Annotated in this window: 12 protein-coding genes; 2 read left to right on the top strand and 10 right to left on the bottom strand. The window is 55.9% G+C overall.

The window, feature by feature from the left end:
• Positions 1–26: 26 nt before the first annotated feature.
• Complete coding sequence (arfB, locus tag V1587_RS06650) at positions 27–449, bottom strand: alternative ribosome rescue aminoacyl-tRNA hydrolase ArfB (RefSeq protein WP_371899226.1); 423 nt, start codon at positions 447–449, stop codon at positions 27–29.
• Positions 446–991 carry a YaeQ family protein gene (locus tag V1587_RS06645; protein ID WP_371899227.1) on the bottom strand — a complete coding sequence of 182 codons (546 nt, stop codon included), beginning with the start codon at positions 989–991 and terminating at the stop codon, positions 446–448. Before V1587_RS06645 ends, arfB begins: the two co-directional genes overlap by 4 nt.
• 196 nt (positions 992–1,187) lie before the next feature.
• Between V1587_RS06645 and V1587_RS06640 the strand changes: the two genes are divergently transcribed.
• Both V1587_RS06640 and rof read left to right on the top strand, forming a co-directional pair.
• Positions 1,188–1,388, top strand: a complete 201-nt coding sequence (locus V1587_RS06640) for a YaeP family protein (protein ID WP_006173580.1) — start codon at positions 1,188–1,190, stop codon at positions 1,386–1,388.
• A complete protein-coding gene (gene rof, locus V1587_RS06635; protein WP_371899228.1) occupies positions 1,375–1,635 on the top strand; it encodes a Rho-binding antiterminator in 261 nt (86 codons plus the stop codon). Before V1587_RS06640 ends, rof begins: the two co-directional genes overlap by 14 nt.
• A 28-nt stretch (positions 1,636–1,663) precedes the next feature.
• On the opposite strand, the gene tilS is transcribed toward rof, so the two are convergent.
• The 8 genes from tilS to lpxA all read right to left on the bottom strand — a co-directional run bounded on the left by tilS (position 1,664) and on the right by lpxA (position 12,722).
• Complete coding sequence (tilS, locus tag V1587_RS06630; RefSeq protein ID WP_371899229.1) at positions 1,664–2,953, bottom strand: tRNA lysidine(34) synthetase TilS; 1,290 nt, start codon at positions 2,951–2,953, stop codon at positions 1,664–1,666.
• A 58-nt stretch (positions 2,954–3,011) separates the two neighbouring features.
• On the bottom strand, positions 3,012–3,401 hold the full coding sequence (locus V1587_RS06625; protein WP_371899230.1) for a VOC family protein: 390 nt from the start codon (positions 3,399–3,401) through the stop codon (positions 3,012–3,014).
• A gap of 65 nt (positions 3,402–3,466) precedes the next feature.
• A complete protein-coding gene (locus tag V1587_RS06620) occupies positions 3,467–5,599 on the bottom strand; it encodes a lysine decarboxylase LdcC (RefSeq protein ID WP_371899231.1) in 2,133 nt (710 codons plus the stop codon).
• A gap of 100 nt (positions 5,600–5,699) precedes the next feature.
• Positions 5,700–6,659 carry an acetyl-CoA carboxylase carboxyl transferase subunit alpha gene (gene accA / locus V1587_RS06615; protein WP_008501895.1) on the bottom strand — a complete coding sequence of 320 codons (960 nt, stop codon included), beginning with the start codon at positions 6,657–6,659 and terminating at the stop codon, positions 5,700–5,702.
• Between the two features lie 12 nt (positions 6,660–6,671).
• On the bottom strand, positions 6,672–10,154 hold the full coding sequence (gene dnaE / locus V1587_RS06610; RefSeq protein ID WP_371899232.1) for a DNA polymerase III subunit alpha: 3,483 nt from the start codon (positions 10,152–10,154) through the stop codon (positions 6,672–6,674).
• A gap of 38 nt (positions 10,155–10,192) precedes the next feature.
• Complete coding sequence (gene rnhB, locus V1587_RS06605; RefSeq protein ID WP_063145194.1) at positions 10,193–10,789, bottom strand: ribonuclease HII; 597 nt, start codon at positions 10,787–10,789, stop codon at positions 10,193–10,195.
• Complete coding sequence (gene lpxB, locus V1587_RS06600) at positions 10,786–11,934, bottom strand: lipid-A-disaccharide synthase (protein WP_371899233.1); 1,149 nt, start codon at positions 11,932–11,934, stop codon at positions 10,786–10,788. Before lpxB ends, rnhB begins: the two co-directional genes overlap by 4 nt.
• Positions 11,934–12,722 carry an acyl-ACP--UDP-N-acetylglucosamine O-acyltransferase gene (gene lpxA, locus V1587_RS06595; RefSeq protein ID WP_049005315.1) on the bottom strand — a complete coding sequence of 263 codons (789 nt, stop codon included), beginning with the start codon at positions 12,720–12,722 and terminating at the stop codon, positions 11,934–11,936. Before lpxA ends, lpxB begins: the two co-directional genes overlap by 1 nt.

Here is a 12,722-nt window from a genome sequence, read left to right as displayed (position 1 = left end):
CCTTATGAAAATTGTGTTCCCTTTCGTCACTCTGTCGGGCGACGAACTTTGCCGCGTAATGCTTTCACTGTGGATTTTTGGGCCTTCGAGGTCAGCCGACGCTCTTTCGATGCGCGGGTTGGCCGCGTTGCCCGGCGGCTTTTTTGTACTGCCGTTAATTCTTTGATGACCGCCACCAGCCTGGCGATGGCCGCTTCCCGGTTGAGTTCCTGACTACGGTACTCCTGGGCTTTGATCACCATCACGCCATCGCTGGTGATCAGGTGATGGCTGGCGGCAAGCAGGCTTTCTTTATAATACTCTGGCAGGCTTGAGGCCCGAATGTCAAAACGCAAATGGATAGCCGTTGAGGCCTTGTTAACGTGCTGCCCGCCTGCCCCCTGAGCGCGGATGGCGGTGATCTCCAGCTCGTTGTCAGGAATGCTGACGTTTCGGGACAAGACTATCATGGTGCCGGTTGCCACGCCGTTAAATGAATTTCCAGATTATTCTGAGAATCAGAAAGCCAGATTGCACCGTCCTGAATCGTCGCCTGTAACACCATGGTCCGGCTGGCAAAGTCGCTCAGCTGCGCCAGCTGCTCATCATCCAGATACCAGACCGTGAGATTTTTAAACTGTCCGCACTTGCTCTTGTTTTGCTGCCACCAAATCTCTGCAGCACGCTGATTATACGCAAATAAGGCCACTTCAGCGGACTGGGTGCAGGCCTTCTTAATTCTGCGCTCGTCCGGCAGTCCGAGTTCGATCCACAAATCGATACCCAGATGATCGTTGCGCAGCCAGGCTTCAGGCTCGTCTTCTGCGCTTAACCCACGGGTAAACTGCAGACGCTCGTCAGCGTACTTAATCCACGCCAGCAGGCGCAGCATCATGCGTTCCTGGGTTTCGGAGGGGTGGCGTGCCAGCGTCAGCGAGGCGTCCAGGAACTGGTTGCGATCGAGATCGGCCACATTGACCACTGCTTTATAGATTGTCGCTTTCAGCGCCATGAGAGAACTCCATTCAAATCAGGCGCACATTGTAGCGAAAACCGCGGCAAAAGGCTGTTACGGGGTAATAAATACACCGCTATCAAGGCGCTGATATTGCTTAAATGAGTATGGTATAGTCACCTTGCTAAACCGAGTTTATCTTCGTAGGCTTAATGATATCTCACAGTAAGTCAGTGCGCTGGCGGGAGGGGATGTGAATAATTATTGTGAGTTAATTCGCAAACGGTATGCGGAAATCGCCAGCGGAGATCTGGGGTATATCCCGGACGCGTTGGGCTGTGTATTGAAAGTGCTTAATGAAGTGGCCTCTGATGAGAGCCTTTCAGAGTCGGTCAGGGAAAAAGCAGCGTATGCTGCGGCGAATTTACTGGTGAGCGATTATGTCGATGAATGATACTTATCAACCCATCAATTGTGATGACTATGACAACCTCGAACTCGCCTGCCAGCATCATTTATTACTGACGCTGGAGCTAAAAGATGGCGAAGTGTTGAAGGCAAAAGCCAGCGATCTGATTTCACGTAAAAATGTGGAATACCTGATAGTGGAAGATGCCGGTGCGACGCGTGAGCTGCGTCTGGATAAAATAGCCAGCTTCAGCCACCCGCAAATCGGCACCGTCGTGGTGAGCGAATCCTGATGTGACTAACGGGCAGCCAGGCTGCCCGTTACGCTTTCTGCCACTCAAACCTGACCCCGTCTTCCGCCCATCCCGCTTCCGTGATGAATACCCCTGCCGCAGCAATCAACGTTTCACCATAGAACAGCAGCGGCGTAGTGTCGCGCAGCCACGGCGGCACGTTGCACTCCTGCCAGATTTTCTTCAGCTTCCGACCTCCGTTACGCCCGACAATATGCAGCATGCCGCCAGCCTTAAAGCGCACGGTGACCGGTTCACCGGGCTGCGGCAGCCGCACATGACCAGACGGCAGGAGAGAGACACGTCCAGCCTCTGCGGGCAATATCAGCGGAACCTCTGGAGAAAGCCAGTCGAGTACGACATCGGTCAGCGAGGGCATGGATTTTATCCACCAGAGTTCCCCTTTATAGCGTCTAACCTCGAAACCGTTCAGGTGGACGCACGGGGAAGCATCATCCCGCGCCAGAGCGACTTCGTCCCAGATACGGCTCAGCATTGTCCGCGACGGCATCGCGGCGCGATGAAAGGCCAGCCAGCGTCGTAGCAGCGCGGCGCGACGCACCGGGCTCATCGCAGTCAGCGGTGCAATGGCCAGCGCTCCGTCTTTAGAAATCAGTTCAGCCAGCTCGTCGCTCAACAGCTCGTCCAGCAGCGATTCCTGTTCGGCGCACAGCATAGCGCTTCTTGCCGTCGCGTCGGCGAAATGCGGCCAGCGCTCGCTCAATAGCGGGAGGACCCGCAGACGCAGAAAGTTACGATCATAGCCGTCATCCTGGTTACTCTCATCTTCGATCCAGCTCAGCTGATGCTCTCGCGCCCAGGCTTCAAGCGAGGCACGCGTCTCGCCAAGCAGCGGACGCAGTAACGTTGTGCCGGCAAATGCCGAACGCGCCGGCATGGCAGAAAGCCCCGCAGGCCCGCTTCCCCGCTTAAGCGCCAGCAGAAAGGTTTCGCACTGATCGTCCAGATGCTGGGCCGTAACCAGCGCTTCTCCAGCACGTAATGCCCCGGCAAACGCGGCATAGCGGGCTTTACGCGCCTGCGCCTCGAGGCCAAGCCCTTCCTCCGCAAGCGTGACGCGTTCAATGATGAGCGGGATCGCCCACGCCGCACACAAGGCTTCGCAGTGCGCCACCCACTCCTCTGCGTGGGGACTTAATCCGTGATGAATATGCATCGCCCGCAGCTGGACGCCAGGCTCCCGGTCTCGCCAGCGCTTGAGGCGATGAAGCAGAACGGTGGAATCCAGGCCACCGCTAAACCCCACCAGCAGCTGGCGGTACGGTGAAACGGCGTGTGCGATAGCGGGTAAGGTCATAGGGAATTACACATAAAAAATGCCCGAACTGAGCGGGCATTATCACACAGGACGAAGATTACTGCTGATAAAGCTCCAGCGGCAGGCCGTCCGGGTCGCTGAAAAAGGTAAAGCGCTTGTCCGTGAACGGATCGACGCGGATCGCTTCACACGTCACGCCGTGCGCTTCCAGATGTTTTACTGCGCTATCCAGATCATCGACGCTAAAGGCAAGATGGCGCAGGCCGCAGGCTTCCGGGCGGGACGGACGCGCAGGCGGAAAAGGAAAAGAGAACAGCTCAATCACATACTGCCCGTTTAATGCCAGATCGCCCTTCCAGGAGTCGCGCTCTTCGCGGTACGCCTCGCTTAACAGCGTAAAGCCGAGAATGTCGCAGTAGAAGGCCTTACTCTTTGCGTAATCGGTCGCAATGATCGCAATATGATGAACCTGTTTTAAACCCAGCATAGCTTCTCCTTTTTATGATGCCTGAACGTTACAACCGAAAACCCGCACCATGCAAGCGGTCACCCTTATTTTAGGACTCGCACCCAGTAAACGCCGTTTTCGTCGCGCTTCGCACCGTGAATATCCGTCTCAAAACCGGGGTAATGACGTCCTACCGAACAGAGCATCAGCAGGAAATCGAGCACGGCCCGACTCTCCTCGGTGATCATCTCCCCCGGCATCAGGAGCGGTACGCCCGGCGGGTAAGGCAGGATCATGTTGGCCGATACGCGTCCGACCAGGTTTTCCAGCTCAACGGTTTCGACCTCCCCTTTCACCTGGCGCTGCCATGCCTTGTGCGGGGTAAACTTCATCTCCGGTAAGACATCGAACGCCTGAAGCATCAGGCGCGGCAGATCGTGCTGACGGATCAGCCTGTGGATCCCCTGGGCCAGATCCTGAATGCGCATATTACGATAGAAGTCAGGATCCTCCGCGTAGAGATCCGGGAGCATGTTCTTCACCCGCAGGTTGAGATCGTAGGCGCGCTTGAACTCCATCAGCCCGCGCAACAACCCCATCGCCCGCGTTTTATCAATACCAATGCTGAACAGGAACAGCAGGTTATAGGGCCCGGTCTTCTCTACCACCACGCCACGTTCATCAAGGAATTTCGCGACCAGCGCGGCCGGAATACCTTCCTCGCTCATCTTGCCTTGCTCATCCATGCCCGGCGTCAGGATCGTCACTTTTACCGGGTCGAGAAACATATGGTCGCTATCGGCATCCCGGAAACCATGCCAGTCTTCGCCGGGCGAGACGGGCCAGCATTCCGCCTCATCAATCTCTTCCGGCTGCCAGATATCAAAGAACCAGCCGTCGGCTTCATCTTTCAGCCGCTGAACCTCTTTGCGGAAATGCAGCGCGCGCTCCACCGAACGGTTGATGAGGCGTTTGCCCGGATTGCCGCGCAGCATCGCCGCGGCCGTTTCGATAGACGCCACCAGCGGATAGCTCGGTGAGGTGGTGGTATGCATCATAAAGGCTTCGTTGAAGGTCTCTTCGTCGTACTCGCCTTTGATGTGAATAAGCGAAGCCTGGGAAAACGCCGCCAGCATTTTGTGCGTCGACTGCGTTTCGAAGAACACTTTACCCGGCACGCGCTCACCGCTCATGCCGCTTTTACCTGCGTAAATCGGATGGAAATTGGTGTACGGCACCCACGCGGAATCGAAGTGGATCGACGACACGTCCAGCGTCTTTTTGATCCAGTTCGTGTTGTACAGCAGACCGTCATAGGTCGAGTTGGTGATCACCGCATGGACAGGCCAGCTTGCGCCGGGGATCGCCGCGACCTTACGTTCAATCGCGTCATGCGCAAACTCCCGCCGCGGAATGCCGCCAAGAATACCGAGCGCGTTACGCGTGGGCGACAGCCAGAGCGGTACGACGTCGCTCATCATCAGCAGGTGAGCCAGCGACTTATGGCAGTTACGGTCAATCAGCAGGGTGCTGCCCGCAGGCGCAGCGTACATCCCGACGATTTTGTTCGAGGTCGAGGTGCCGTTGGTCACCATATAGCTCTGTTCGGCGCCAAAGGTGCGGGCAATATACTCTTCCGCTTCCAGATGCGGGCCAGTGTGATCCAGCAGAGAGCCTAATTCGGTGACTGAAATGGACACGTCCGCTTTCAGCGTGTTGCCACCAAAGAAATCATAGAACAGGCAGCCGACCGGACTTTTTTGGTAGGCCGTCCCCGCCATATGGCCCGGCGTACAGAAGGTATATTTCCCCTCTTTCACGTAGGTGAAGAGCGCCCGGGTAAACGGTGGCGTAATGTTATCGAGATATTCATTCGTGTACTGCTGAATGCGGGTCGCAATGTCTTCCGCCACGCCGAGGGAATATTCAAAGAACCACAGCGCCATACGCATATCATTTGCGCTGACGTCCATGGTTGAGTGGGTATTGATAAAGGCGTACAGCGGGAGATATTCGTTCAGCTTGTTGATATCGCTGCACAGTTCGAGGTCATATTCATCCCAGTCGAAGATCACGCCGCAGATACGCGGGTTATGCTCGATGAACTTCAGCAGATCGGCGCTGTTGTGCGGCCAGATTAGCTGATACCCGCGCGACTGCAGGGATTGCTCCAGCTCCTTAATCGGCTCATCTTTATAAAAGACGCCGTGTGGCCCCATAACGGCAATGATATTCATGGGCTTCCTCCTTAAAAAACATTAGCTAAGCATAGCCCGGCTAAACCGCAGGTATAAAAAAAGCCGCAACAGTGTGCGGCTTTTCAGATAATTGTGAAGCTTATGCGTAGCCGTAGGTCATCAGACGCTGGTAACGGCGGTTGAGCAGATCTTCTTTGCTCAGCACGTCCAGGTCTGCCAGATCGGCCAACAGCTGCGCTTTCAGAGACGCAGCCATCACTTCCGGCTTACGATGCGCACCACCCAGCGGTTCCGGGATGATGGAATCGATCAGCTTAAGTTCTTTCAGGCGTGGCGCAATGATGCCCATTGCTTCTGCGGCCAGAGGCGCTTTATCGGCACTTTTCCACAGAATGGACGCACAGCCTTCCGGGGAGATAACGGAATAGGTGCTGTACTGCAGCATATTCACTTTATCACCCACGCCAATCGCCAGCGCGCCACCGGAACCACCTTCACCGATAACGGTACAGATGACCGGCACCTTCAGACGAGACATCTCGCGCAGATTGCGCGCGATGGCTTCAGACTGGCCGCGCTCTTCCGCGCCCACGCCAGGGTAAGCACCCGGGGTGTCGATGAAGGTGATGATTGGCATATTAAAACGCTCAGCCATCTCCATCAGACGCAGGGCTTTACGGTAGCCTTCTGGGGCTGGCATACCGAAGTTACGACGGATTTTTTCTTTGGTTTCACGACCTTTCTGATGACCAATGATCATCACCGGGCGTCCGTCCAGACGCGCAATACCGCCAACGATAGCTTTATCGTCAGCGTATGCGCGATCGCCTGCCAGTTCGTCAAATTCGTCAAACGCCAGGCGGACATAATCCAGGGTGTACGGACGCTGTGGATGGCGAGCCAGCTGGGCCACCTGCCATGCGCCGAGATCGGCAAAGATTTTGCGCGTCAGCTCTACGCTTTTCTCGCGCAGACGATGCACTTCTTCGTCGATGTTAATATCCAGTTTTTCATCCTGACGGCTTACCGCTGTCAGAGAATCGATTTTCGCTTCCAGCTCAGCAATCGGCTGTTCGAAATCAAGGAAATTCAGACTCATAGTATTCCTGTATTAGTCAAACTCCAGTTCCACCTGCTCCGAACCAATGAGGCCACGGAGATCGTTCAGTAAACGATCGCTCGGAGAGACACGCCACGTTGCACCAAAGCGCAACCGCGCACGTGCATCCGCCCTCTGATAGTAGAGATGTACTGGAATTGTCCCCGAGCGGTGGGGTTCCAGAGACTGACGGAGTCGGTTTAAAAGCTGGTCATCAATTTGCCTGTCCGTCAGCGAGATAGCAAGCCCGCGAGCATATTTTTCCCGGGCTTCGTCAATGTCCATCACTTCGCGGGCGGTCATTTTAAGCCCCCCACTGAAGTCATCAAAGCTGACCTGTCCGCTGACGATAAGTATGCGGTCTTTTTCCAGCAATTGCTGGTATTTATCCAGCGCGTCGGTGAACAGCATCACCTCCAGACGCCCGGAACGGTCATCCAACGTACAGATGCCGATACGATTGCCGCGCTTGGTGACCATAACCCTTGCAGCAATCACGAGCCCCGCAGCCGTGGTGATTTTACCACGTTCTGTCGGATGCATGTCTTTTAGCCTGTGGCCGCCGACATAGCGCTCAATTTCTTTAATGTACTGGTTGATCGGGTGCCCCGTCAGGTACAAGCCTAACGTTTCACGCTCGCCGTCCAGCACCACCTGTTCTGGCCACGGCTGGCAGTTGGAATACGACTGCTCAATCTGCTCCGGCTCTTCCGCCAGCACCCCGAACATATCCGCCTGGCCAATGGCTTCCGCTTTGGCGTGCTGATCCGCCGCTTTCAGGGCGTCGCCCAGCGAGTTCATCAGCGCGGCGCGGTGCGGCCCCAGCCTGTCAAACGCGCCGGACATGATCAGTTTTTCCAGCACGCGGCGGTTCAGTTTTTTGGTATCGGTACGGGCGCAAAGGTCGAACAGCTCGCGGAAATAGCCGCCGTTGTTGCGCGCTTCGATGATCGCCTCGATCGGCCCTTCGCCTACACCCTTGATCGCGCCGATCCCGTAAACGATCTCCCCGTCGTCATTGACGTGGAAATGGTAAAGACCCGAGTTGATATCCGGCGGCAGGATCTTCAGCCCCATGCGCCAGCACTCATCCACCAGCCCTACCACCTTCTCGGTGTTGTCCATATCCGCGGTCATTACCGCAGCCATAAACTCAGCAGGATAGTGCGCCTTCAGCCACAGCGTTTGATACGACACCAAAGCATAGGCGGCGGAGTGAGATTTGTTAAATCCGTACCCGGCGAATTTCTCCACCAGGTCGAAAATTTTCATCGCCAGTTCGCCGTCAATGCCGTTTTTCTTAGCACCGTCTTCAAAGATGGAACGCTGCTTGGCCATCTCTTCCGGCTTTTTCTTACCCATCGCACGACGCAGCATGTCCGCGCCGCCGAGGGTATAGCCGGAAAGCACCTGGGCGATCTGCATAACCTGTTCCTGGTACAGGATAATGCCGTAGGTAGGCTCCAGCACCGGCTTCAGGCTTTCGTGCTGCCACTGAACGTCCGGGTAAGAAATCTCTTCGCGACCGTGCTTACGGTCGATAAAGTTATCTACCATCCCTGACTGCAGTGGCCCCGGACGGAACAGGGCAACCAGTGCGATCATATCTTCGAAGCAGTCGGGCTGCAGACGCTTAATCAGATCTTTCATGCCGCGGGATTCAAGCTGGAAGACGGCAGTCGTCTCCGAGCGCTGCAGCATGTCGAAACTTTTCTTGTCATCCAGCGGGATGGCAGCAATGTCTATGGGCTCAAGGCCCTGCTTTTCCCGACGCGGGTTGATCATCTTCAGCGCCCAGTCGATGATCGTGAGCGTACGCAGGCCGAGGAAGTCAAACTTCACCAGCCCGGCGTATTCCACGTCGTTCTTATCAAACTGAGTAACCGGATGCTCACCCGCTTCATCGCAGTAGAGCGGCGCGAAGTCGGTAATTTTGGTCGGCGCGATAACTACGCCCCCCGCATGCTTACCGGCGTTACGCGTGACGCCTTCCAGCTTGCGCGCCATGTCTATCAGCGCTTTCACTTCTTCGTCAGCTTCGTAGATTTCCGGCAACTGAGGTTCGGCTTCAAACGCTTTTGCCAGCGTCATGCCCGGATCGGGCGGCACCAGCTTAGAAATACGATCGACAAATCCGTACGGGTGACCCAGCACGCGGCCGACGTCACGGATAACCGCCTTCGCCGCCATCGTACCGAACGTAATAATCTGCGATACCGCATCACGGCCGTACATATCGGCAACGTGCTCGATCACCTGGTCGCGTTTCTCCATGCAGAAATCGACGTCAAAGTCGGGCATGGAAACACGTTCCGGGTTAAGGAAACGTTCGAACAGCAGGTCGAATTCCAGCGGATCGAGGTCGGTAATTTTCAGCGCATACGCCACCAGAGATCCTGCACCGGAACCACGCCCCGGTCCGACAGGTACGCCGTTATCCTTCGACCACTGGATAAACTCCATTACGATCAGGAAGTAGCCCGGGAAGCCCATCTGGTTGATAACCTGGAGTTCAATATCCAGGCGCTCATCGTACGGCGGGCGCTTCTCTTTGCGAACGGCCTCATCCGGGAACAGGAATTCCAGACGCTCTTCCAGACCTTCTTTTGATTTGACGACCAGGAAATCTTCCGTGGTCATGTCACCCGTCGGGAACTGCGGCAGGAAGTACTCGCCGAGGCGGACGGTAACGTTACAGCGCTTGGCAATCTCTACGCTGTTTTCCAGCGCTTCCGGGATATCGGAGAAGAGCTCACACATCTCCTCCTCGCTGCGCATGTATTGTTGTGCGGAGTAATTACGCGGCCGCTTCGGATCGTCGAGGGTGAAACCATCGTGAATCGCCACGCGAATTTCGTGGGCGTCAAAATCCCCCGGCTCGAGAAACCGCACGTCGTTGGTGGCCACCACGGGCAACCCGCGCTCTTCTGCGAGCGCCACCGCGGCATGAAGATAGCTCTCTTCATCCTGACGGCCGGTACGGATCAACTCCAGGTAATAGCGATTCGGGAAATATTCTTCATAGAACGAGACGCATTGATCCACCAGCGCGCTATTGCCGCGCAGCAGGCATTTGCCGACATCACCCATGCGGCCGCCGGAGATCAGCAGCAGCCCTTCGTTCAGCTCAGCCAGCCAGTCCCTGTCGATCCACGGGCCCAAAGCACCATATCCGCGCTGATAGGCTTTTGAGATAAGCAGAGTGAGGTTTTGATAGCCCGTGTTGTTCATCGCCAGCACGGAGATTTGCGTCATTTCATCGCCGATGAGATCGCTCTGCACATGAAAATCCGCCCCAACGATAGGCTTCATCCCCGCGCCGTGCGCCGTTCCGTAGAACTTCACCAGGCCACACAGGTTGGTAAAATCGGTGATCGCCAGCGCGGGCATGCCAAGGGAGGCCGCCTTTTTTACCAGCGGCCCGGTCTTCGCCAGCCCATCGATCATGGAGTAGTCGCTATGCACCCGCAGGTGTACGAAACGTGGTTCAGCCATCTTCAGATTCCGCGTTACTTAATTGCTTGCGTATTGATTCAGGACACCCGTCCCAGCGCGCGTTTCACCGGGCCAAAACTGCGACGGTGGTGTTCGGTTGCGCCATGTTCAGCCAGCCTTTCCAGATGGAAAGGTGTGGGATACCCCTTATGCTGGGCGAAACCATACTGAGGGTAAGTGAGGTCCAGCGCGGCCATTTCGGCGTCGCGCGTCACTTTGGCAATAATAGAAGCTGCGCTAATTTCTGCGACCCGGCTATCGCCTTTGACGACCGCCATTGAAGGCATGGGCAATGCAGGACAGCGGTTGCCGTCAATCAGAACATATTCCGGGGAAATTTTCAGGCCTGCTACCGCACGCTGCATCGCCAGCATCGTGGCATGCAAAATATTCAGCTCGTCTATTTCATGCGGTTCAGCGCGCCCCAGGCTCCAGGCCAGCGCCTTCTCCTGAATCTCACCAAACAGCGCCAGCCGGCGCTTTTCAGACAATTTTTTTGAGTCGTTCAGCCCGATAATCGGGCGAGCCGGATCGAGGATCACCGCGGCAGTCACCACAGCCCCGACTAACGGGCCACGACCCACTTCGTCCACACCCGCCACAAGGCGAGTGTGAGGATAAACAAATTCCATCATTTTGCTAGCTCCAGCACCGCATCAGCCGCTTGCTCATCAGCATTACAGCGAATCAGTTGATGCAGTTCGCGGAAGGTATCGTGCATCTGGTGGCTGGTCTTGCCGTCGGCGAGAAGCGGCAGCAGTGCATCGGCAAGCGCCTGCGGCTGGCAATCATCCTGCAGCAGCTCTTTCACCAGCTCGCGCCCGGCAAGCAGGTTTGGCAGCGAGACATAATCTGTTTTCACCAGACGTTTTGCCAGCCAGAAGGTGAACGGCTTCATGCGATAACCGACCACCATAGGGCATTTCGCCAGCATACATTCCAGCGCCGCCGTGCCGGAGGCCAGCAGCGCGGCATCGCTCGCATACATCGCTTCCCGACCTTTACCGTCCAGAAGACGGACGTGAAGTTCCGGGGCGACTTCCGCTTTGATGCGCTCAAACTGTTCGCGGCGTTTGGCATTTACCAGCGGAACAACCACTTCAAGATCCGGATAGGTCTGGCGAAGAATCTGCGCTGTTTTGAGGAAATCGGCACTCAGCATCTCAACTTCTGCGCCACGGCTGCCTGGCAGCAGTGCCAGACAGTGCACATCATGCGGGATGCCCAGCGCGTCGCGCGCCGCGTTTTTATCCGGATCCAATGGCATCGCATCCGCCATGGTATGACCGATAAAACGGCACGGAACATTAAATCTGTCGTAAAACGCTTTTTCGAAAGGCAGGAAAGCCAGCACCAGGTTGGTGGACCGTCCGATTTTGAAAACGCGTTTCTGTCGCCACGCCCAGACGGACGGACTGACGTAGTGAATGGTTTTTATGCCCTGCTTTTTCAGATTCCCTTCGAGGGTAATGTTGAAATCAGGCGCATCGATACCGACAAACACATCGGGTTTGAGTTCGGTAAAGCGGCGGGTGAGATCGGCACGAATGTGCAGCAAACGGCGGAGCCGTCCCAGCACCTCAACGATGCCCATCACGGCGAGCTCTTCCATTTCATACCAGGCTTCACAGCCTTCGGCCTGCATTAGCGGGCCAGCAACGCCAACAAAGCGAGCATTGGGTACACGCGCCTTAAGCGCGCGGATGAGACCTGCACCAAGAATATCGCCGGAGGTTTCTCCGGCGACCAGGGCTATCGTAAGCGGACGACTGTCGACCATTAACGAATCAGACCCCTTGTTGAACGGTCAAAGAATTCCATGAACGCGTTCACTTCCGGGTACTTGTTCGCCAGTTCGGCAATTTCCGGCTTAGCCTCTTCCAGCGTTTTACCGCTACGGTACAGCAGTTTGTACGCGTTGCGGATGGCAGTAATCGCTTCGCGACTAAAACCACGACGCTTGAGGCCTTCAATATTCACGCCAAACGGCGTGGCATGGTTGCCCTGCGCAATCACATACGGTGGGACGTCCTGCGCCACACCGGAGCATCCGCCAACCATCACGTGCGCACCAATGATGCAGAACTGATGGACTGCGGTCATGCCGCCAATAATTGCGAAGTCATCAACCGATACGTGTCCTGCCAGCGTTGCGTTGTTGGCAAGAATACAGCGGTCACCCACGGTACAGTCGTGCGCGATATGCGCATTAACCATAAACAGGTTGTCGCTGCCCACCTTCGTCAACCCACCACCCTGTACTGTTCCACGATGAATGGTGACACTTTCGCGAATACGGTTACGATCGCCAATTTCCAGACGGGTCGACTCACCAGCATATTTTAGATCCTGGTTAACTTCGCCGATGGAAGCGAACTGATAGATCTCGTTATTGCAGCCAATGGTCGTGTGACCATTCACGACAACGTGAGATTTCAGTACTGTACCCTCACCAATTTCGACATGGGGTCCAACAATACAAAACGGGCCAATGTGGACGTTAGCGCCAATGATGGCACCGGTTTCCACAATCGCGGTAGGATGAATAAAGGCGGATTTATCAATCAC

This window comes from Enterobacter sp. ECC-249, assembly GCF_043965265.1.
Lineage (GTDB): Bacteria > Pseudomonadota > Gammaproteobacteria > Enterobacterales > Enterobacteriaceae > Enterobacter > Enterobacter quasiroggenkampii.
This window is presented reverse-complemented; position numbering and strand designations above follow the sequence as displayed.

Excerpts from the sequence above, each read along its gene's own strand:
- arfB (WP_371899226.1), bottom strand. The coding sequence starts at position 449 with ATGATAGTCTTGTCCCGAAACGTCAGCATTCCTGACAACGAGCTGGAG.
- V1587_RS06645 (WP_371899227.1), bottom strand. The coding sequence starts at position 991 with ATGGCGCTGAAAGCGACAATCTATAAAGCAGTGGTCAATGTGGCCGAT.
- rof (WP_371899228.1), top strand. The coding sequence starts at position 1,375 with ATGTCGATGAATGATACTTATCAACCCATCAATTGTGATGACTATGAC.
- tilS (WP_371899229.1), bottom strand. The coding sequence starts at position 2,953 with ATGACCTTACCCGCTATCGCACACGCCGTTTCACCGTACCGCCAGCTG.
- V1587_RS06625 (WP_371899230.1), bottom strand. The coding sequence starts at position 3,401 with ATGCTGGGTTTAAAACAGGTTCATCATATTGCGATCATTGCGACCGAT.
- V1587_RS06620 (WP_371899231.1), bottom strand. The coding sequence starts at position 5,599 with ATGAATATCATTGCCGTTATGGGGCCACACGGCGTCTTTTATAAAGAT.
- accA (WP_008501895.1), bottom strand. The coding sequence starts at position 6,659 with ATGAGTCTGAATTTCCTTGATTTCGAACAGCCGATTGCTGAGCTGGAA.
- dnaE (WP_371899232.1), bottom strand. The coding sequence starts at position 10,154 with ATGGCTGAACCACGTTTCGTACACCTGCGGGTGCATAGCGACTACTCC.
- rnhB (WP_063145194.1), bottom strand. The coding sequence starts at position 10,789 with ATGATGGAATTTGTTTATCCTCACACTCGCCTTGTGGCGGGTGTGGAC.
- lpxB (WP_371899233.1), bottom strand. The coding sequence starts at position 11,934 with ATGGTCGACAGTCGTCCGCTTACGATAGCCCTGGTCGCCGGAGAAACC.